Below are 19,549 nucleotides of genomic sequence, written 5' to 3'. Positions count from 1 at the left end.
CGTCACGTACGCATGGAGGCCGTCGCCGGTGATGGCGACCCAGAAGGGTGTTGTTCCAACGGGCACGGTGGCTGTGACGGTGAGGGTACCGGTGTCGATCACGCTGACGTCATTGCTGCCCTCGTTCGTCACGTAGGCGTGCAGCCCGTCCGGAGTGATCGCCACTCCTGTCGGTGTCGTGCCCACTGTCACGGTCGGGTCCGATGAGACCGCTGCAAGGGGACGACGGTAGCCCCTCCACGGAAGTCCGAGGATCTGCCGCCAACTACGTTGAAGTGCTGAGGTCATGATTCGCCCTTCCAGATCACAGGTCTGTCTGATCCGGATGGGCTGCAGTCTGATTACTGAAAGTGCGCTCCACTTACCGTAGTTAAGGGAGCTCACCGACGTCCGTCAGCCCATCCACTTGCTGGCCGACCTTCGGCAGGTCGACCGGAACAGTCCCCCGAGAAGGATGGGCGGCCTTCGGGTTCCCCTACTACAAGTACTCCATCGGAACCCGGATGAGAAAGAGACGATGGGGTAAACATCACCCGTATGGACGAATTACGGATGAGTCCAGGGCCTTCAGAGCGCTGGAGTAGGTCAGGCTCCACTCCCACGGGTCGACTCATGGCAGGCGTCCGGCGTGTGAGCCATTTAGGTGAGTCTTACGCCTGTGGGCTTTTATCAACCCGGTGACGGTAGGTTACTTGTGTCAGTGATCCCCGGCGGCTCGCCCACCCTCTTCGGGGCTGTGGTCGTCGGTCTGGCGACAGCCGAGGTAGAGCGGATGGGCGATCCCTGAAGCCTGGTGCCTTTGCCCTTGCCCTAGCGGTGGTTGACGAGAAGTCAGGGTCGTAGTAGGTCGGTAGCAGAGGAACGTCGCCTCGCCGCCTGGGGGCTGTGATGACCCGTCGTCTGCCGTGTCCGCCCGCTCCAGGGCCGCTGGAAGCCTATGCGGCACGCTTCGATGACCTGCTCTCCACACCGGCACAGCTCCGCGGGTTCTGCGAGTACCTCGCGGGGCTGCTGCTACCGCGGGGCCGGAACAAGACCCTGACCTGTCTGGCCGGCACGGAGCCGCGCATACCCGCTCCTCGATCGGCATCTCCCTGAACGGAGTGAAGAGCTGTTCGGCAAGCTGCATCTGCTCGGCGATGTCCTCCAGCACATACAGGGGAACCACTGATGTCAGCTGCTCAAGGGTGGTATTTGCGTAGGCCTGGGCAAGCAGGTTGCGGCACTCGGCCCGCCTCGCCTTGTAGGCGACGACCGTGCCGAAGTGCGCGAACAGCCAAGAGCGGGTGTGGTGCGTTGGGGCTTTCTCAACCGTGCCGGCTCGCGGATCCTGTTTCTGATCCCCGCGCCTGATCGGTTCGTAGCGGAGCGTCCTCATTACCGTGGCAACGGCCGCACACGAAGCAGGGCGTTCCCGCGGGCAAGTCGGGCGGGCTCGATGAGGACATTCACGCTTTCTCTTCTAGTTCAGGGCTCAGTGCGATACCGGGGTAGAACTTGCGTTGGTTGGACAGGACTATCTCTTTGGGTGTGGTGATGCCGACGGTTTCACGGACACGTGCGGCGAACGCTCGTGAGGAGGCCGGATTGGCTCCCTCCATCTGGCACCAGTTCCGGTAGCTGGTGTAGAGCTGGGTTTGCTCCGCACGCAGGGCGGGGTCCACGGTGCAGCACTTGCTCAGGAACCGGCCCGTATGGTCTTCGGTCTCTGCGTACGTGTGGGTGGCGATGCGTACCCCCGGGGGGCCGGTCAGGTCGCGAGGACCGTTCAGATAGCGGCGTGCGCCGGTGACGAGCCAGTGCAGGATGCCCGGTCCTTCTTCGGTGACCAGGGCGTCGGCGAGGTTGTCGATCTTCCGGTCGTCTGCGACGACCCGGTCGAACGGGATCAGCCTCATCGGGCGCCAGAACGCGCAGCCGGTGCTGACTTCAGGGCGCTGGTTGCCGAGCAGCCACAGTGTGTGAGTGGGGGTGAAACTGAAGAAGTCCTGTCGCATCCTGCGGGCCTTGATCCGGTTTCCGCCGGTCAGTATCTTGACGCGGGACTCGTCGAGGCGGTCACCGGGCTTGGGTTCGGAGCAGACGATAATGCGCCGGCCATGCAGCTCGGCGAGATCGGCGGCGTGCACGACGCCAGACCGGGCCATCAGGAAACTGGGCGGGGCGGCATCCGCGTAATCCCCAAGAAGTCTGACGATGACGTCCAGGAAAACACTTTTGCCGCTTTTTCCCTGCCCATAGAGGAATGGCATGATTTGCGCGCCGACATCACCGGTGATCGAGTAGCCCAGCAGCTCGTGCAGAAAGTCGATCATCTGACGGCCTTCGGCGTCGTCGCCGAACGTGTCGGTGAGGAACTGTTGCCAGCGAGGTGTTCCCATCGGCCGGGCTTGGACGCTCGTGGCATGCGAGTGGCAATGCCTCTCCGGATCCGGCGCGGCGACCAAACCGGTGTGGAGGTCGACCACCCCCTCCGGAGTGCACAGCGCATAGGGATCCGCGTTCAGCAGCGCAGCGTTGAGAGTCATCCCCGGCGCGGCCTTGGCCTGTATCAGCATGGCCATCATTCCGGATGTTGTCAGAGCCCGCCGACGGTGTCGGCGCAGCTCTGCTTCGCCGTGCCGCCCGTGCGGGTCGGTCTCCGCCAGCCTTTCGGCCATCTCGCCGGCTGTCCACAGTACGGTGTCGGCTTCGTCGATCTCCCACCGATAGCCCGACCACCGGTACCAGCCCAGGCCCGGCACATGCCTGAAGCTCCGCCCGTACAAGGCGACGAACAGCTTAGCGTTGCCACGGTCGCTGAGGGTGTCGGGCAGCAGACCGTGCTCGGTTGCCCGCATCGCCGTCGGCACAGCCCTCTTGGCGGCCTGCGCGGGGACGGTGCTGACTGGGGAGTCGGAGCCGAGCAGAATCTGACGTACGACCTTTTGAGGGTCGAACGGTCCGTCATCGAGGCTGGGTGTGTGGTTCACCTGCGGTCTCCCGGATCGAGCGGAAGGCGGCTGCCCGCAAGCAATTCCTGCCTGGATGATGTGCTGGCGCGCACGCATGTGTACCGCGGCCGCCACCAGGGCCGCTTCCGCGTCCTGCGCCGCCAGACGGCCGGTGGTGGCCAGGCCGCCCGCGGTGTGAGCGGCTCGGCTGAACGTGGCACTGCCGTTTGCCTCTTCTGCCATAACAGTGCAGTCGAGGACCGGGGGCCGCAGCGTCGAAACGATATGGGCCGGGTACTTTGCACCCCGCAGCGCCGCGAGGCGGTGGCATCCGTGCAGTGACCCCGACGGGGTGACCGTGATGCCGGGCAGCAGCCGGTTTCGTTCGGGCAGCGATGCCGCGTGGACATCGATGACGACCGGACCGGCATCACCGCACGCGACACCCACCCCGGACTCAGGATGATGCGCTCACGCACCCGGATACACCACGCACAGGTCGTCGAGGCGTGGAGGCAGTGACACAAGCGGCCGACTGGAAGCCGCGGGCACTCGCGGAGGCTGTGGCCCGGGCTCTGGCAGCCGTGGCAATTGGCGGGGATGCCTTGCGACGGACGGTTGGCCGGTTGTGCCGGCCGGGCGCGTCGCAGCGCGGTCGACAGTACGTCAGGCAACCAAGTTGCCGGTCGAGAAGCTACGGTCCGGCCTGAGTTGCTGTCACGTAGGTGCAGATCAGGAACCATACGTACTCCTTTCAGCGACTGAAGCGACTCAAATTGCAAATTGGTGGAGCGTGGATAGGGTCGGATGCCTGTGGGCTTCAGGAGGCCCACCCAGCTCCTGTTGCCCCACGTTCATCCGGTTGCTCTGGGCAATATTCAATCGAGGAACTATCTGACTGAATCGATGTGGCGGTGACAAGGATCCGCTTCGTGTTTCATCTGTAAGATCTAAGCTCGATCAACTTTTAAGTTTAAGGAATTTTGCTTTCGTATGGATGTGGGTGCTCCGGGGGATCCGAGCGGCGCAGCACGGAAACGGCTAGTGGTTATACAGCTGTGGCTTCTGAGTGTCGCATGGCTCAATCGCCCGACCTGAAGGATCCGTTGGAAGCTTTCGCTCGGGCGTCAGTTCCACGACTGAGCCCCTCGCCGGCATGCGACTTCATAGGCTACAGAAATGAGGCTGCACTATTCCGCGACCCGGCGTCAAACGATCACTACAGCGCCGCGGTACGAGTCGATGGCCGACTGTACAGATCGCGCCAAAATGCCTGCTCGCGGCGGCTGGTAGGGCTGTCTACGCCGTCTGTGGATCGGGTGATTCGCGGTGCCGGGGGCGATCTGGCCCATGACGGTGCGGATTTCAACCGAGTCATTGGTGTCGGCCACAGAGTCGGAGTACGAACAACGCAGTGCACAGAGCGAGGGGTGCGATTTTGCGACACCTTATGGATTTGCCGTAGGCCGTAGGGTGCTACCGGACGTCGAATTACTCCAGGGGATCAGGCCGAACAGATCACGCCAAGAACTGGCAGAACAGACGGTCATTAAAGGAAGCCAGAAGAAGCGATTCGCCAAGCAGAATTGTTGCCTCGCATGGCACCGATTCCGCGACATCGCGTGCTGCTCACGCGCATGAGTCACTTCATCCAGATGCTTGATGGCGGCCCGCCCGGGGAGACTTCGATTGGCCCGAAGCGGAGGGGTATGGATTTTGCCACAGGTACGCCATTCGGGTGACATCGTGTCGGCTTTGTTGCTGTCATGTGCGCCCGAGAGGATAACTATCACTATCCAAACCGGTGGGCCGCCCACCCTCTCCGGGGGAGTGGCTACTCATTGCTCTCGTAGCTGTCCAGGTGAGGTGAAAGCCTGGGCATCTGCCGGGTGGGGCTGCCGCAATGGGCACCCCCGTGGGAGGGGTTTGGATCCGCCAGTCGGTGCCGGTGGCACCGGCTGGCGCGGCGGCCCAAGTGACCTCCGGGGATACCATGCGAGCTTCCTTGACGACGGTTCCGACGTCCAGTGCCCGGTCTCGGACTCCTGAGTTCTACGGTGAGACCGCTCAGGTTGACGCGGCGCGACGCCAGTCAGCAGGGGTTCCCGTCGCTCTTACGCTGTGCTCGGCCAACCCTCTCACCGTCGCGCACGGCGCAGGGGCTTTGCCGGAGCACGGAGTCTGCCGCCTCCCCACGGCACCGAATCATTTCCAGGGCCGGTGGCCGGCATCGTCCGGACCCCGCCCGCCGTGTCGGCCTTCGGGCGGGTGTGCCCCACTTACCGTCGCTGAACCGCCCGCTCAGCTCTCGGCACGGTTGTCCCCGCCCGGCGAGCGCATCGGTACGACAGGAATCCGCAGCCAGCGGTTGTGCCGCGTTGTGTCCGGAAGCGCAAACCTGCCACCCCGCCATCCTGGGCAAGGCCCAGGATGAGAGAGGAAGGACTATGCCGCCGACTGCTTGGTCGAAGGTGCAGATCGCACTGTCCCCGCAAGAGATCGAACAATGGCCGGATACGGCGTCAGCCCGGGCCCTGGCCGGCGGTTGCCCCAGCAGACGGCCGGCCTCGTTCCGCGTGCCGGCATTGGAGCGAGCGGTGCCGGTCTGCCGCCAACTGGCCCGGCTATGGATGGACTCCGAGGATATAACAGACGAAAGTGCCCGGCGTGCGGCCCTACTCGTGATCTCTGAGCTGATGACCAACGCCATCGTTCACACCAACAGCCTCTCGATCACGGGCCGTCTACAAAAGGACGGTAACTGGCTTCTCGTGGAAGTCCAGGATGAGGGTGGAACATCGTCCGTCCGGCACCGTGCCGGCAACGCCAACGAGTACGGTCGAGGCTTGGTGGTGGTTACGCAGTCCGCGCAGGCACTGGGAACGCGGCAGGAGACCGACGGAGGCCGCACGTTCTGGGCACGGATCGCACTGTCCGGGTGAAAATCCGTCGCCAACTCACGTCCCCAGCCCGGTGAACCGGCGCCCGCGGCGCCGGTTCACCTCGTCGATCGGGCTCTTGATGGCGAGCCCGTCGTCCGGTGACCTCGATCATGTGCCGTATTCCGGAAACATGAAGCACCTGAGAGCGAGGTCATTCTCGTGCCGCTGGAGGAGCCCCGCATGGCCCGGTTGAAGCAGACATCGGTTATGGGATCTGTGACCCGGGCGTGGATGTCCTTCTCGATGACCCTTGGCCTCGGCCTGCCGGTGCGGGACCACGTGCCACCAACCATGGCCGGCTCCGCAGAAACCCGCCAGGCCTGACCGCAGGCGCGCGGAAGGGGAGAACACCACCCGCCCGATCCGCCCCGAATGCCGAAGTTCAACGCTGCGTAGTCAGCACCGAGTCAGCACGGAAGTCAGCACCAGGGCAATAAACCATGCCTGATAGCGCAATCCTGACAGGCGCCTGCCAGCCTTCAATACGGTCCTCGAAGCAGTCTCGACATGCCTGTCATAGTGGCCTCGCGCACACCCGGCCCGAGAACTATGGTGTCCCACCACATACGCGCCTGACCTGCCCCTTCCTACGGTGTGGCGACGCACGCACGTCCCCGCCAACCGTCCGGAAGTGGTACCCATGGCCGCCCCAGCAACCTCTCCGCCAGCCCCGTCGAATCTCAAACGCATCGTCGCCGCAAGCCTCGTCGGGACCACTATCGAGTGGTACGACTTCTTCCTGTACGGGTCAGCCGCCGCGCTGGTCTTCAACAAGTTGTTCTTCCCCGAGTCCGACCCGCTCGTCGGGACTCTCCTGTCCTTCCTCACCTACGCGGTCGGCTTCGCCGCCCGGCCGCTCGGTGCCCTGGTGTTCGGGCACTACGGCGACCGGCTCGGGCGCAAGAAGCTGCTGGTGCTCAGTCTGCTGATGATGGGCGGGGCCACGTTCGCGATCGGGCTGCTGCCGACGCATGCCACGGTCGGAGCCGCCGCCCCCGTACTGCTCACCGTCCTGCGGCTGGTGCAGGGCTTCGCGCTCGGAGGCGAGTGGGGCGGGGCGGTGCTGCTGGTTTCGGAGCACGGGGACGCCGAGCGGCGCGGATTCTGGGCCTCCTGGCCGCAGACGGGAGCGCCGGCCGGGCAGTTGCTCGCCACCGGGGTGCTGTCCGCGCTCACCGCGCTGATGTCGGAATCCGCCTTCGGTGCGTGGGGCTGGCGCATCCCCTTCCTGCTCTCCGGCGTCCTGGTGATCATCGGTCTGTGGATTCGTCTTTCTGTCGATGAATCGCCGGTCTTCAAGGCCGCGATGGCGCAGGCCGAGGAGCGCAGATCGGCTGCCGGGACGGCCGAGAAGATGCCGCTCGTCGCCGTGCTGCGGCATCACTGGCGCGATGTGCTGATCGCCATGGGCGCCAGGATGGCGGAGAACATCAGCTACTACGTGATCACGGCGTTCGTGCTCGTCTACGCGACCACGGCGGCGGATCTGAGCAAGCAGACGGCGCTCAACGCGGTGCTCATCGCCTCGGCGGTCCACTTCGCGGTCATTCCGATGTGGGGTGCGCTCTCCGACCGGGTCGGGCGCAAGCCGGTCTATCTGGTCGGCGCGGTCGGTGTCGGGCTGTGGACGTTCCCGTTCTTCGCGCTGATCGACACACGGAACTTCGGCAGCCTGCTGCTCGCCGTCACCGTGGGGCTCTTCTTCCACGGTGCGATGTACGCACCGCAGGCGGCCTTCTTCTCGGAGATGTTCGCGACCCGGATGCGGTACTCGGGCGCTTCGATCGGCGCGCAGTTCTCCTCGGTCGCGGCCGGCGCCCCGGCACCGCTCATCGCCACCGCGCTGCTCGCGGACTTCGACAGCTCGGTGCCCATCTCGCTGTACGTCATCGCAGCGGCGCTCATCACCGTGCTCGCGGTCGGGTGTGCCAAGGAGACCCGGCACCGGGATCTCACGGACATCGAGGGCGCCGCGGCCGCCCCGGACGCGTCCGGGGCGCTGCCGGCCGACGCCCGTACCGTCTGACTCCGGGCGTCGTCCGCCGGGCGGGCCGGGTGACCGGGCCCGCCCGGCGGACGACGCTGTTCACTGCCGGGCGGTGGGTTCGAACCAGGTGGGCTCGTCGGTCATGGACTGCTTGATCCGGAAGAGTCCGAACTCGTTCAGCGGCGGCAGCGCGTCCACCGGGAACCAGCCCACCTCCAGCGACTCGTCGTCGTTGACGCATGCCTCGCCGCCGGTCGCCCGGCAGCGGAAGGTGACGTCGAGGTACTGGCAGCGGTCGCCGTTCGCGTACTGCACGGGCTCCAGGGCCTGGGTGAGCACCACCCGCTCCGCGACGCAGTGCACGCCCGTCTCTTCGTACACCTCGCGCTCCGCCGTCGCCGCCGGCTGTTCGCCCGGCTCGCAGATACCGCCGATGACCGACCATTTGCCGGTGTCGGAACGGCGTCCGAGCAGCACTCTGCCCTCGTCGTCGAAGACGATTGCGGTGACGCCCGGCAGCAGGAGCAGTTGCTGGCCCGCGGTGGCGCGGATCTCGCGGATGAAATCAGGAGTTGCCATGGACCCGACCCTACGTGGCGCGCCGGAGCGTCACCGGGCGCGCCGGCTCCGTACCGCACGGACGGCGACCAGGCCGAGCCCTGCCACGGCGATCAGCACGAGCACACCCTCGGGGAGCGTGCCCATCCGGGTCGCGGGCGTCAGCGAGGACCTCAGCGGCACCTCGCCCACGAGCGCGTCCGGGGTGAACAGCTTCGTCTTCTCGACGACCTTCCCGTCCGGGCGGATGACGGCGCTGACCCCGCTGGTGACGGGGACGACGACGGACCGGCTGTGCTCGACCGCCCGCACCCTGGACATGGCCAGCTGCTGGTAGGTCATCTCGCTGCGGCCGAAGGTGGCGTTGTTGCTCGGTACGGCGATCAGCTGGCCGCCGTGCATGACGGTGTCCCGTACGGCGTCGTCGAACGCGGCCTCGTAGCAGGTCACGAGCCCCACGTTCGTCCCCGCCAGGTCGAAGACCCCGACCTTCTTCCCGGGGCCGAAGTCGCGCTGCACCCGGTCCACGTCGGAGCTGAAGATCCGTGCGACGGAGCGCATCGGCATGTACTCGCCGAACGGCTGGATGTGGCGCTTGTCGTACGTGTCGACGGGGCCCTTCTTCGGATCCCACTGGATGAGGGTGTTGCGCAGGTTCCCGCTGTCGGGTTCGACCACCGCGCCGATCACGGTGGGCACACCGATCGCCTTCACCGCGTCGTCGATCACGATCCGGGCGTCGGCGTTGCGGTACGGGTCGAGGTCGGAGGAGTTCTCCGGCCACAGGACGAAGTCGGGCTGCGGGACCTTGCCCTCCTTCACCTCCTGGGCGAGCTGTTCGGTGCGGCGCACATGGTTGTCCAGGACGGCGCGGCGCTGGGAGTTGAAGTCGAGTCCGAGCCGGGGCACGTTGCCCTGGATCGCGGCGACGGTCGCGGTGCCGTCCTCGGCCGAGTCGTCGACGAGGGGCAGCGCGGCGAACGCACCGGCGACGGGTACCAGGACGGTCGCGGCCGCGGCGGCGACGGCCGCCCTGGGCAGCGTGCCGGTGCGCCGGTGGGCGCGGAACCGGAGCACCGCTTCGCAGAGCCCGAAGCCGCACAGCACCACCGCGAAGGAGAGCAGAGGCGTGCCTCCGAGCGCCGCGAGCGGCAGGAACACACCGTCCGCCTGGCCGAAGGCGATCTTTCCCCACGGGAAGCCGCCGAACGGCACCCTGGCCCGGACCGCCTCGTCGAGTACCCAGACCGCGGCGGCCCACAGCGGCCAGCAGGCGAGGCGGCTGACCGCGGCGATCCCGATGCAGCCGACCGCGATGAACAGCGCCTCGGCGGCGGCCAGGGCCAGCCACGGCACCGGGCCGACCTCCTCGCCGGTCCAGTGCAGCAGCGGCAGCATGAAGCCCAGCCCGGCGAGCAGGCCGAGTCCGAATCCGGCGCGGAGCCGTCGTCGGTGCAGCACCCAGCCGAGCAGGGCGAATCCGGGCAGCACCAGCCACCACAGGGGGCGGGGCGGGAAGCTCAGATACAGCAGGACGCCCGCGATCACCGCGGCGGCGGGCCGTACCAGGCGTCGCTTGCGGGACACGGGGGATGAGGCCGGCTGCGCGGCTTCGACTGAGGTGATGGTGGCGCTCACCCGGCGGAGTCTACGGTGGCGGCCTGTGTGTCCGGGAGCCGCGCCCGCGTGGTGGAACCCTTCGTACCGGATCGTTCCGTCGCTCTGCCGTACCGGTCCCCCGTCGTCCGGGGTCAGGCTCCGGTCGTGGCGCCGGTCGCCGGCAGGTGCAGGCGTTCGCGGATGAACCGGACGCCCGCCTCGGCGTCGTCGACCGTGATGGTGAACGTCCTGCCGTCACCGAGCCTGAGCACCAGGCCCTCGCCCCTGCGGACCACCACGGCCGTGCCCTGTTCGGGGCGCCAGCGGTAGCCCCAGCCGCCCCATTGGCGCGGGGTGACCTCGGGGGCGAATTCCGCGCCCACCACCTGGGTGAGCAGGATCCGGCGGCGCGGGACGCCCATGTGGCCGCAGCGCACCTCCAGGGCGTCCCCGTCGATCCGGACGGCGACGTTCACGAAGGCGAGGGTGCCGAACAGCATGAGCAGTCCGGCGGCGACACAGCCGATCACGGACATCAGCAGCGGGGCGATCCCGGAGGTCCAGTTGGAGGTGACGGCCAGCTGGACGCCGAGTGCCAGACAGGCCGCGCCCGCGGCCGCGAGCACCCACTGGGCCCGGTTGGTGGCCCGGCCGATCCAGACGGCGGAGCGGGCGTCGGCTCCGTCGTGCCGGGGTTTTCGGGGGTGGTCCCTCATGTCAAGCAGCGTACTTAAGAATCCGCACGCCGGGGATGGGTCGAACGGCCCGCGCCGGGTCAGCGGGCCGGGCTGACCGCCCCCAGCAGCCGTCCCTCGGCGTAGGCCAGAGCGGCCACCGGCAGGTCGGCGGGGCGGCCGCTGAGGATCACGGCGAGTCCTGCGGACGGTTCGGCCGACGGAGCGGGTTCGGCACCTATCCGGCGCAGTGCCTGGGCGGCGACGGCGCCCGCGGAACCGTGCAGCGCGACGGGCGGCAGACCCGGCTGCCGTACGGCGGCACGGATGCGTTCGGCGACCAGTTCGTAGTGGGTGCAGCCCAGGACCACGGCCCGGACGCCGCGCGGGGTGCGGGCGGCGGCCGCGGCGATGGCGAGGTCGATCGCGGTCTCGTCCGCGTTCTGCACGGCGTCGGCGAGACCGGGGCAGGGCACCTCGGTGACATCGACGGAGCCGGCGAATTCACGGATGAGTCCGCGCTGGTACGGGCTGCCGGTGGTGGCGGGCGTGGCCCAGATCGCGACCGGGCCGCCGCCGGCGACGGACGGCTTGATCGCGGGGACGGTGCCGATGACCGGCAGCGTGGGTTCGAGCGCGGCTCGGAGCGCCGGCAGGGCGTGCACGGAGGCCGTGTTGCAGGCGACGATCAGTGCGTCCGGCCGGTGGGCGGCGGCCGCGCGTGCCACGTCGAGCGCGTGGGCGGTCACGTCTTCGGACGTACGCGGTCCCCAGGGCATGCCGTCGGGGTCGGAGGAGAGCACCAGATCGGCGTCGGGCCGCAGTCGTCGTACCGCGGCGGCTGCCGCGAGCAGGCCGATTCCTGAGTCCATGAGCGCGATCTTCACCCGGTCACCATAGTCGACCGCCCTTGCGGTTCCGTCCCGGTGGGGCAGACTGCGGCGAATGAGTGCCGTTGCCTGGATCGCCGTGGGTTCGCTGGCCGCGTGGGTGTGGCTGCTGCTGGGACAAGGGTTCTTCTGGCGGACCGACCAGCGGCTGCCCCGCCGGGAGGCCCCCGCCCGCTGGCCGTCCGTCGCGATCGTGGTGCCCGCACGCGACGAGGCCGACATGCTGCCGGTGAGCCTGCCGTCGCTGCTGGCGCAGGACTATCCGGGGCGGGCGGAGGTCTTCCTCGTCGACGACTGCAGCAAGGACGGGACCGGGGACGTGGCCCGTGCGCTGTCCGTGCGGTTCGGGGGGCTGCCGGTGACGGTCGTCTCGCCGGGCGAGCCCGGGCCGGGCTGGACGGGCAAGCTCTGGGCGGTCCGGCACGGGATCTCGCTGGCCCGGACCAGGGAGCCGGACTATCTGCTGCTGACCGACGCCGACATCGCGCACGAGCCGGACAGTCTGCGGGAGCTGGTGGCCGCCGCCGAGTCGGGCGGCTTCGACCTGGTCTCGCAGATGGCCCGGCTGCGGGTGTCGAGCCTCTGGGAGCGGCTGGTCGTGCCCGCCTTCGTGTACTTCTTCTCGCAGCTCTATCCGTTCCGGTGGGTGAACCGGGCGGGTGCCCGGACGGCCGCGGCGGCCGGTGGCTGTGTGCTGCTGCGGACCGGGGCGGCGGAGCGGGCGCGGGTGCCGGATTCGATCCGGCAGGCGGTGATCGACGACGTGTCGCTGGCGCGGGCGGTGCGGCGCAGCGGCGGGCGGATCTGGCTGGGGCTCGCCGAGCGGGTGGACAGCGTGCGGCCGTATCCACGGCTGGCGGACCTGTGGCGGATGGTGTCGCGGAGCGCGTACGCCCAGTTGCGGCACAGTCCGGCGCTGCTGCTGGGAACGGTGCTGGGGCTCGCGCTGGTCTATCTGGTCCCGCCGGTCGCGCTCGTGACCGGGCTGCTGGCCGGTGACCCGGTGGCGGCTCGGGCGGGCGGGCTGGCATGGGCGGTGATGTCGGGGACGTATCTGCCGATGCTGGGCTACTACCGGCAGTCGCTGTGGTCGGCGCCGTTGCTGCCGTTCACCGCCGCGCTCTATCTGCTGATGACGGTCGATTCGGCGGTGCAGCACTACCGGGGCCGCGGCGCGGCCTGGAAGGGGCGTACGTACGCCCGTCCCGAGGCCGCGCCGGACCGGTGAGCCGAGCCGGCGGTGGGCCGGCGGCGGCAGGGCCGTCCGGACCGCCGGGGGGTCATTTGCGGCCGGGCGTCCAGTTCATGCCCCACCCGTAGGCGTAGTCGATGGTGCGCTGCGGGCTCACTCCGCGCTCGGGGACGAGGTAGCGGGCCTCGCGCTGCACGGTGAGGTCTCCCCCGTTGTTGGTCAGGAGCGCCAGTGCGCAGACCGTGGACGGGACGGTGCACTCGTCGAGCGAGAAGTCGATCGGGGCGCCGTGCTGGGGCTGGAGAGTGACGCTCGCGTGGAGATCGGCGAAGCTCCGGGCGCCTTCGTAGATGGTCACGAAGATCAGGACCCGCCGGAGCTTGTTCTTGTGGTCGAGGTTGACGGTGAGGTTCTCGCCGGTGGCGACGGCGCCGGTACGGTCGTCCCCGTCGAGGTGGATGTAGGGAGGGTGCTGGAGAGCGCCGAACGCGTTTCCCAGCGCCTGCACGACTCCCTTGCGGCCGTCGGTCAGTTCGTAGAGGGCGCAGAGGTCGAGATCGAGGTCCGAGTGGTTGGCGACCGCTCTGCCGAGTTTGCTGCCCCAGCCCTTGAACTGTTTGCGCACTTCCCAGTTGAGATTGACACGAAGCGCTCCGGATGTGCCGCCCTGTTTGGCGAGGGAGACCGACGGCGCGTCCTTGGTGAGCGTCACCTTGGTGAGGCGGACGGGTGCGGTGGCGGGGGGCGCGGGAGGCACCGGGGGTGCCGTCGGCGGGGCGGGCGGGACCGGCGGCCGGTGGTCGACCCGCGTTGCGCTGTGGGGTTGTTGAGGCGTTCGGGGTTGGTGATTCGGCTGAGGCTGCTGCGGCTCGTCGACGGAAATCCCGAAGTCGGTCGCGAGCCCTTCGAGGCCGGTGTCGTATCCCTGGCCGACGGCGCGGAATTTCCAGGCTCCCTGGCGCCGGTAGAGCTCCCCCAGGATGAAGGCGGTCTCGACCGTCGCGTCCGCGCTGTCGAAGCGGGCGATCTCCCTTCCGTTCGCCGCGTCCGTGATCCGTACGTAGAGTCCGGTCACCCGGCCGAACGTGCCGCCGTCCGCGGAGGCCGCCAGCACCACCCGGTCGATGGCCGGCTCGACGCGCGCCAGGTCAACCACGAGGTTGTCCGTCGTCCCGTCACCGGCGGTGCGCTTGCCCTCGTGGCGCACCGCGCCGGATGCGTGCGAGGGCTGGTTGTAGAAGACGAAGTCGGCGTCGCTGCGCACCTTCCCCGACGGCACGAGCAGGAGCGCCGATCCGTCCACGTCCGGTGTCCCCGGGGCGGTGCGCCACCCCAGTTCGACCCGCACGGCCTGAGCCGCCACCGGAACATTGGCTCCTTTTAGCATGGTCATGCTCGCCCCCATCGCGAGTCCGGCTGCCCGAAAACTTCTCTCGGCCAACCTAATCCCCCGGACTGTCACAGGAGTCACGGACGTCCGGTCCGGTCCGGGCGATCTGCTGAGCGCCCCTTCCTCCGTGTCCGCGCGGACACGGGCCCATCGGGGGGCCTAGCCTGTTCGAGTGCTTGGCGCATCCCTTCGTGGCAGCACGGTTCGCAATCCACTCCGAAACGCGGATCTCTGAAAAGAATGCCCGATATGAGATCAATGACTCGGCGTCTCTCCACGCTGCGCTCACGCACCGGCGCCACCAGGACCTCCTGCGCCGTGCTCGCCATGGCCGTGCCCGTGCTCACCTTCGGGCTGCCCGCCGCGCCCTCCGTGGCCGCCCCCCTGCCCGGCGGGCTCGGGCCCTGCATTCCCGGCAGTTGCCCGGACCTCTTCCCCGAGATCAACAACGGCCCGATCGCCGGGCGGGACGACGCGATCAACGTATTCGTCGGGAACGACTTCCTGGTACGCGGGCGAGCCGCCGAGGCCGAGGGCCGCGTCGTCGTGCTCGACGATTTCGACCAGAACAAGGACCCGGCCGCCAGCGGCCTGTACAACCTGGGCATCGCCGGTGTCGGCTCCCGGGTGGCGCCTCCGGTCGACTCCGACTTCCTGACCGCCGGCGGCAACGTGACCATCGCCGCCGGACAGACCCTGGAGACGACCGGCGGCCAAGTGGGCGAGCGGGGCATCGTCCGGTACGCGGGCACGCAGACCGGCACCGTGAACGGCGAGTTGATCCAGGACGACGACGCCATCGAGCCGTACGCCGGGCTGCGTGACCAGCTGACGGACGCCAGCCGCTGCTACGCCCGCGTCGACGGCCGACCGCGCACTGCGACGGGCACGGCCGTGAACCAGGGGACGCAGACCCTGTTCACCGGTGACGGGACGTCAGCCCTCCAGGTCTTCAACGTCGACTTCGACATGGTCGGCCGGGGCGGCGCGCAGCAGGGCATCGTCTTCGCCGGCATTCCGGACGACGCGACCGTTCTCGTCAACGTCGTCGGGACGGACCGGGTACTGAACACGTACAGCGGGAGCATCTCCGACGACGGGGACCCGCTGAACGCCTACCGTGAGCGGCTGCTGTGGAACTTCCCCGACGCCACGACGGTCGACCTCCGGGGAACCGGTCAGTTTCAGGGCAGCTTCCTGATGGGTGAGCAGTCCTCGATGACCGATGTGCAACTGCCCGGAATCAACGGCCGCTTCTTCACCACCGGGTCTCTGACGCACACCAGTTCCGCGTCGGGCGGCGGCGGCCAGGAGTTCCATGCCTACCCGTTCAACGGCGACCTGCCGGACTGCGGCGGACCGCAGCCGACGACCGGTGAGGTCCGGGTGCTGAAGACCGACGCGGACACCGGCGCTCCGCTCGCCGGGGCCGACTTCGAACTCTGGCGCGAGACCAACGGCACTCCCGGCCTCCAGACCCGCGGCACCGAGCCCGACACCCGGGTCAGCACCTGCACCACTCCGGCCGACGGCATCTGCGCCGCGACGACCACAACCGGCACCTACTACTGGCGTGAGACCGCCGCCCCCGACGGCTACGAACTGCCCGATCCCAACGTCTTCGGCCCTCTCGTCCTCAGCGAGGAGAACGCCGGCACCGGCGTCCAGACCGAGGCGCAGAACACCATCATGTCCGAGCCGCCCGGCACCGGTCGGATCGACCTGGTGAAGAAGGACCGCAAGAACGGGGAGCCACTGGCCGGCGCCGTCTTCGAACTCTGGCGCGAGTCCAACGGCACTCCCGGCCTCCAGACCCGCGGCACCGAGCCCGACACCCGGGTCGACGACTGCTCCACCGACGAGAAGGGCGGGTGCTCCTTCGACGAGCTGCTGCTCGGCGAGTACTACCTGCGCGAGACCGCCGTGCCGGAGGGCTACGTCCTGCCCTCGAACGCGGTCTCCGGGCCGTACGCGGTGACGGCGGAGAACAACGCCACGGGTGTGACGGCAACGATCGAGAACACCCGCGGTGAGCCCTGCAAGGGCAAGACCTGCGAGGCCCGGAACGCGTAGCCCGTCCGGTCACCGGTTGGCCGTTCACGTATGGCGTCCGAACCGGTGGGCTGGTGCACTGGCTGGGCCCCGCACGCACCGCCAGGAGGTCATCCGTGCACCCCGTTCGCGTCGCCAGTGCCGTGACCGCCGCAGCCGCCACGGCGGTGCTCTGCTCGGCCCCTGCCACCATCGCCGCTCCGGCCGGCGCGGACGCCGCCGCGTGCACCGCTCCCACCGGCCCCTACCAGCGCCCCCTGGAGAAGCACCTCGGCCGCCCCGTGGACGGCCGCCAGTCCGCAGCCGACTGCACGGCGATCCGGGCGTTCCAGCGCGAGCACGAGGTCGCGCGCACCGACGGGTTCGCCGACCTCGGTACCTACCGCACCATGGTCGCCGTCGAGGCAACCCCCGACCCGAACGCCGCGGGCCACTGTCCGACCCGTTCGTACCGGGTCACCTGCACCGACATGGACCGGCAGCTCCTTTGGGTTCAGACCGGAGACCGGGTGGAATTCGGCCCGGTTCCCATCCGCACCGGCCGCGACGCGCAGGAGACGCGGCCCGGTTGGCATTCGATCTACTGGCGCGACAAGGACCATGTCTCGACCCTCTACGACGACGCGCCCATGCCGTACTCCCAGTTCTTCGACGGTGGCCAGGCACTGCACGGGCACCCGGGGGACCTGTACGACGGCGGCGGCTCGGCCGGATGCGTCAATCTGAAGGTGGACGACGCGGCAGCTCTGTGGGACCTCCTGCACATCGACGATCGCGTGTACGTATGGGGCACCAAGCCGGGTACGGCGGGCTGAGGCGAGCCGCATCCCCGTACCGGCACCACGTGACCCGCTACGCCTCTGCCCGCACGTACGGTGCGGCCGTCGTCGGCGACAGCGCCGCAGAGGCGGTGAACAGCGCGTGGACGGCGGCGCGCACCTGGCCCGCCACCGCCTCGGGAGTGGAGGTGTCGAGCTTGCCGTCGAGGTGCAGGAACGCCAGGCCGTGGACGAGGGCCCACACCGTGGTGGACAGAGCGTCGGGGTCGACGCCGGGGAAGGTGCGGCGGACGATGCCGCGGACGTACTCCGAGATGGCGGTGGTCGCGCCGACCCGTTCCTCGCTGTCCGGATCGCAGGGCTCCGCGAACATCACCCGGAACAGCGCGGGACGCTCCAGCGCGAAACGGACGTAGGCGACGGCGACCGCCGCGAGTTCGTCGGGCGTGGAAGGCGAGGGGTGCGCCGCGGCCAGATGTTCGGCGAGTTCACGGTAGCCCTGCGCGGCGACCGCCGAGACGAGCGCGTCACGGTCCGCGAAGTGGCGGTAGGGGGCGGTCGCCGAGACGCCGGCCCGCCGCGCCACCGCCCGCAGGGACAGTCCGGCGCTGCCGTCCTCCTCCAGCAGCTCCCGCGCGGCGCGCAGACAGGCGGCGCGCAGATCGCCGTGGTGGTACGTACCGCTCGCTTGCGACATGGCTCACACTCCCTCATGTTTACATCGCTCACATCGCCACCTTAATGTGAACACCGCATACATCGTAAGCGATTGTGATCGAGATTGTGATCGAGAGAGGAACTCCGATGACCAGTGAGCTGTTCTCGCCGCTGTCCCTGCGCTCCGGGCAGGTACTGAACAACCGGATCGCCAAGGCGGCCATGGAGGAGAACATGGCCGCCGGCGGCCAGCTTCCCGACAAGGAGTTGTTCGGCCTGTACCGGCGTTGGGCGGCGGGCGGCACCGGGCTGCTGATCACCGGCAACGTCATGGTCCACGCCGAGGCGCTGACCGGCCCGGCCGGTGTGGTGCTCGACGCTGCCGCTCCGCTGGAGCCGTTCGTCGAGTGGGCCAGGGCTGGCAAGTCCGGCGGCGGGTCGATCTGGATGCAGATCAACCACCCCGGCCGCCAGATCGGATCCGACATGCCCGGCGTCGCGTGGGGCCCTTCCGCGGTCGCCGTCGACCTGGGCAGGCACAGCAGCCGATTCGGCCGCCCCGTAGCCATGACGCCCGAGCAGATCCGGGCCACCGTGACCCGGTACGCGGTCACCGCCCGACGCGCCGAGGAGGCCGGTTTCGACGGTGTGGAGGTCCACGCCGCGCACGGCTATCTGCTGTCGCAGTTCCTCTCCCCCCTGGTCAACAAGCGCACCGACCAGTGGGGCGGCTCGCTGGAGAACCGGGCCCGGATGCTGCTGGACATCGTCCGCGCCGTCCGCGCCGCCGTATCCCCGTCCTTCGCCGTCGCGGTCAAGCTCAACTCCGCCGACTTCCAGCGCGGCGGCTTCGACGCCGACGACGCACGCCAGGTGATCGAGATGCTCGCGCCGCTCGGCGTCGACCTGGTCGAGCTCTCCGGCGGCAGCTACGAGAGCCCGGCGATGTCCGGCCGCCCGGCCGACGAGCGCACCCAGGCCCGCGAGGCGTACTTCCTCGACCTGGCGAAGGACCTGGTCGGCACCAGCCCGCTGCCGCTGATGCTCACCGGCGGCATCACCCGGCGCGAGACCGCCCGGCGCGTCCTCGACAGCGGTGTGGCGGTCATCGGAATGGGCACCGCCCTCGCCGTCACCCCGGACCTGCCCGAGCTCTGGCGGACCGGCCGCGAGGCCGACCGGAAGTTGCGGCCGGTGACCTGGTCGGACAAGGCGCTCGCCTCGGCCGCGGGCATGGCCCAGGTACGCCACCAGATGCGCCGGATCGCCCGCGGCAGCCGCCCCACGCCCAACACCCACCCGGCGATCGCCCTCCTCACCGAGCAGCTCAAGCAGCGAGGGGCACTGCGCCGCTACCGCACCTGGCTGAACACGGCGGGGCGCGCCGCGTAGCGGGCCGCCGCAGGCACCCCGGTCGCAACCGGCACCCGAAGCCCCCGCCCGCGTGACGCGCCGGACGACGGGTGCGGGAAGACGGATCAGGGTGTCCCGGCCGTCGGGACCTCGTAGACGTACTCCTCGATCCGGTCGATGAGGCCGTCGTCCTCGAACCGGAAGCAGACCGCGGCGTGGACCCTGCTCTCGGAACCGTCGGCCGCACTCAGGTGAAGCACCTGCTGCTGGAGGACCTCGTTCGTATTCCGGAACTGGCGGATCACGTCGTACCGCAGCGTATCGACGTCAGCGGCGAAGGCCTCGAAGCGCTGCAGCGTCGCATCGATCGTCCGCGCCCCCTGACCGTCGTTCTGCCACACGGTGGCGCCGCCGGTGCACATCGCCCGGCACCCGGCGAAGTCGTGCGCCTCCAGACAGCGCAGAAACGAAATCGCCTGCTCGCCGATGTCCTGTCCCATATCGAGCTCCCATCCGCTGTCTCTCGTTGAATGTGCGGCCGCC

14 protein-coding genes and 1 pseudogene are annotated in these 19,549 nt (G+C 68.9%); 6 read left to right on the top strand and 9 right to left on the bottom strand.

All coding sequences use genetic code 11. The annotated features are described in order from the left end of the window. A pseudogene (locus EES42_RS18890) lies at positions 1-288 on the bottom strand (hypothetical protein); the annotation flags it as partial. 1,160 nt (positions 289-1,448) lie between these two features. Further along, positions 1,449-2,840, bottom strand: a complete 1,392-nt coding sequence (locus EES42_RS18880) for a DNA primase family protein (protein WP_241196467.1) — start codon at positions 2,838-2,840, stop codon at positions 1,449-1,451. Between the two features lie 2,540 nt (positions 2,841-5,380). Between EES42_RS18880 and EES42_RS18875 the strand changes: the two genes are divergently transcribed. Both EES42_RS18875 and EES42_RS18870 read left to right on the top strand, forming a co-directional pair. Continuing rightward, positions 5,381-5,875 carry an ATP-binding protein gene (locus EES42_RS18875; protein ID WP_241196453.1) on the top strand — a complete coding sequence of 165 codons (495 nt, stop codon included), beginning with the start codon at positions 5,381-5,383 and terminating at the stop codon, positions 5,873-5,875. A gap of 640 nt (positions 5,876-6,515) precedes the next feature. After that, positions 6,516-7,901 (top strand): MFS transporter, encoded by a 1,386-nt coding sequence (locus EES42_RS18870; RefSeq protein ID WP_164495264.1) that lies wholly within the window; start codon positions 6,516-6,518, stop codon positions 7,899-7,901. 60 nt (positions 7,902-7,961) lie between these two features. On the opposite strand, the gene EES42_RS18865 is transcribed toward EES42_RS18870, so the two are convergent. From EES42_RS18865 to EES42_RS18850, 4 genes are all read right to left on the bottom strand, one after another. Beyond that, a complete protein-coding gene (locus EES42_RS18865; RefSeq protein WP_124719350.1) occupies positions 7,962-8,441 on the bottom strand; it encodes an NUDIX hydrolase in 480 nt (159 codons plus the stop codon). A gap of 30 nt (positions 8,442-8,471) precedes the next feature. Then, positions 8,472-10,058: an apolipoprotein N-acyltransferase gene (lnt, locus tag EES42_RS18860; RefSeq protein ID WP_124719349.1), complete on the bottom strand. Its 1,587-nt coding sequence runs from the start codon at positions 10,056-10,058 to the stop codon at positions 8,472-8,474. 113 nt (positions 10,059-10,171) lie between these two features. Next, on the bottom strand, positions 10,172-10,735 hold the full coding sequence (locus EES42_RS18855; RefSeq protein WP_124719348.1) for a hypothetical protein: 564 nt from the start codon (positions 10,733-10,735) through the stop codon (positions 10,172-10,174). A 59-nt stretch (positions 10,736-10,794) separates the two neighbouring features. Further along, positions 10,795-11,580, bottom strand: coding sequence for a glutamate racemase (locus EES42_RS18850; protein WP_124719347.1), 786 nt, complete (start codon positions 11,578-11,580; stop codon positions 10,795-10,797). Between the two features lie 58 nt (positions 11,581-11,638). On the opposite strand from EES42_RS18850, the gene EES42_RS18845 reads away from it, so the two are divergent. After that, positions 11,639-12,811: a glycosyltransferase gene (locus tag EES42_RS18845; RefSeq protein WP_124719346.1), complete on the top strand. Its 1,173-nt coding sequence runs from the start codon at positions 11,639-11,641 to the stop codon at positions 12,809-12,811. A 52-nt stretch (positions 12,812-12,863) separates the two neighbouring features. Here EES42_RS18845 and EES42_RS18840 read toward each other — a convergent pair whose 3' ends face one another. Further along, complete coding sequence (locus EES42_RS18840; RefSeq protein ID WP_124719345.1) at positions 12,864-14,180, bottom strand: TerD family protein; 1,317 nt, start codon at positions 14,178-14,180, stop codon at positions 12,864-12,866. Positions 14,181-14,414: 234 nt separating this feature from the next. On the opposite strand from EES42_RS18840, the gene EES42_RS18835 reads away from it, so the two are divergent. Continuing rightward, positions 14,415-16,238, top strand: a complete 1,824-nt coding sequence (locus tag EES42_RS18835; RefSeq protein WP_206433501.1) for a choice-of-anchor A family protein — start codon at positions 14,415-14,417, stop codon at positions 16,236-16,238. A 95-nt stretch (positions 16,239-16,333) separates the two neighbouring features. Next, the gene (locus tag EES42_RS18825) at positions 16,334-17,032 is read left to right on the top strand and encodes a L,D-transpeptidase (protein WP_124719343.1); all 699 of its coding nucleotides are present in this window, start codon (positions 16,334-16,336) and stop codon (positions 17,030-17,032) included. A gap of 37 nt (positions 17,033-17,069) precedes the next feature. Here EES42_RS18825 and EES42_RS18820 read toward each other — a convergent pair whose 3' ends face one another. Further along, positions 17,070-17,693, bottom strand: coding sequence for a TetR/AcrR family transcriptional regulator (locus tag EES42_RS18820; protein ID WP_124719342.1), 624 nt, complete (start codon positions 17,691-17,693; stop codon positions 17,070-17,072). A gap of 107 nt (positions 17,694-17,800) precedes the next feature. Between EES42_RS18820 and EES42_RS18815 the strand changes: the two genes are divergently transcribed. Beyond that, positions 17,801-19,045, top strand: a complete 1,245-nt coding sequence (locus EES42_RS18815; protein ID WP_124719341.1) for an NADH:flavin oxidoreductase/NADH oxidase family protein — start codon at positions 17,801-17,803, stop codon at positions 19,043-19,045. Between the two features lie 86 nt (positions 19,046-19,131). Here EES42_RS18815 and EES42_RS18810 read toward each other — a convergent pair whose 3' ends face one another. Then, positions 19,132-19,506 carry a nuclear transport factor 2 family protein gene (locus EES42_RS18810; RefSeq protein ID WP_124719340.1) on the bottom strand — a complete coding sequence of 125 codons (375 nt, stop codon included), beginning with the start codon at positions 19,504-19,506 and terminating at the stop codon, positions 19,132-19,134. Positions 19,507-19,549 lie beyond the last annotated feature (43 nt).

This window comes from Streptomyces sp. ADI95-17 (genome assembly GCF_003846175.1).
Classification (GTDB): domain Bacteria; phylum Actinomycetota; class Actinomycetes; order Streptomycetales; family Streptomycetaceae; genus Streptomyces; species Streptomyces sanglieri.
The sequence above is the reverse complement of the archived record's forward strand: the minus strand, read 5'-3'. Positions and strand labels throughout refer to the sequence as shown.

What these genes read in the sequence shown, in the direction of transcription:
- EES42_RS18880 (WP_241196467.1), bottom strand. Translation starts at nt 2,840, where the DNA reads ATGCGGGCAACCGAGCACGGTCTGCTGCCCGACACCCTCAGCGACCGT.
- EES42_RS18875 (WP_241196453.1), top strand. Translation starts at nt 5,381, where the DNA reads ATGCCGCCGACTGCTTGGTCGAAGGTGCAGATCGCACTGTCCCCGCAA.
- EES42_RS18870 (WP_164495264.1), top strand. Translation starts at nt 6,516, where the DNA reads ATGGCCGCCCCAGCAACCTCTCCGCCAGCCCCGTCGAATCTCAAACGC.
- EES42_RS18865 (WP_124719350.1), bottom strand. Translation starts at nt 8,441, where the DNA reads ATGGCAACTCCTGATTTCATCCGCGAGATCCGCGCCACCGCGGGCCAG.
- EES42_RS18855 (WP_124719348.1), bottom strand. Translation starts at nt 10,735, where the DNA reads ATGAGGGACCACCCCCGAAAACCCCGGCACGACGGAGCCGACGCCCGC.
- EES42_RS18845 (WP_124719346.1), top strand. Translation starts at nt 11,639, where the DNA reads ATGAGTGCCGTTGCCTGGATCGCCGTGGGTTCGCTGGCCGCGTGGGTG.
- EES42_RS18840 (WP_124719345.1), bottom strand. Translation starts at nt 14,180, where the DNA reads ATGGGGGCGAGCATGACCATGCTAAAAGGAGCCAATGTTCCGGTGGCG.
- EES42_RS18835 (WP_206433501.1), top strand. Translation starts at nt 14,415, where the DNA reads ATGAGATCAATGACTCGGCGTCTCTCCACGCTGCGCTCACGCACCGGC.
- EES42_RS18820 (WP_124719342.1), bottom strand. Translation starts at nt 17,693, where the DNA reads ATGTCGCAAGCGAGCGGTACGTACCACCACGGCGATCTGCGCGCCGCC.
- EES42_RS18815 (WP_124719341.1), top strand. Translation starts at nt 17,801, where the DNA reads ATGACCAGTGAGCTGTTCTCGCCGCTGTCCCTGCGCTCCGGGCAGGTA.
- EES42_RS18810 (WP_124719340.1), bottom strand. Translation starts at nt 19,506, where the DNA reads ATGGGACAGGACATCGGCGAGCAGGCGATTTCGTTTCTGCGCTGTCTG.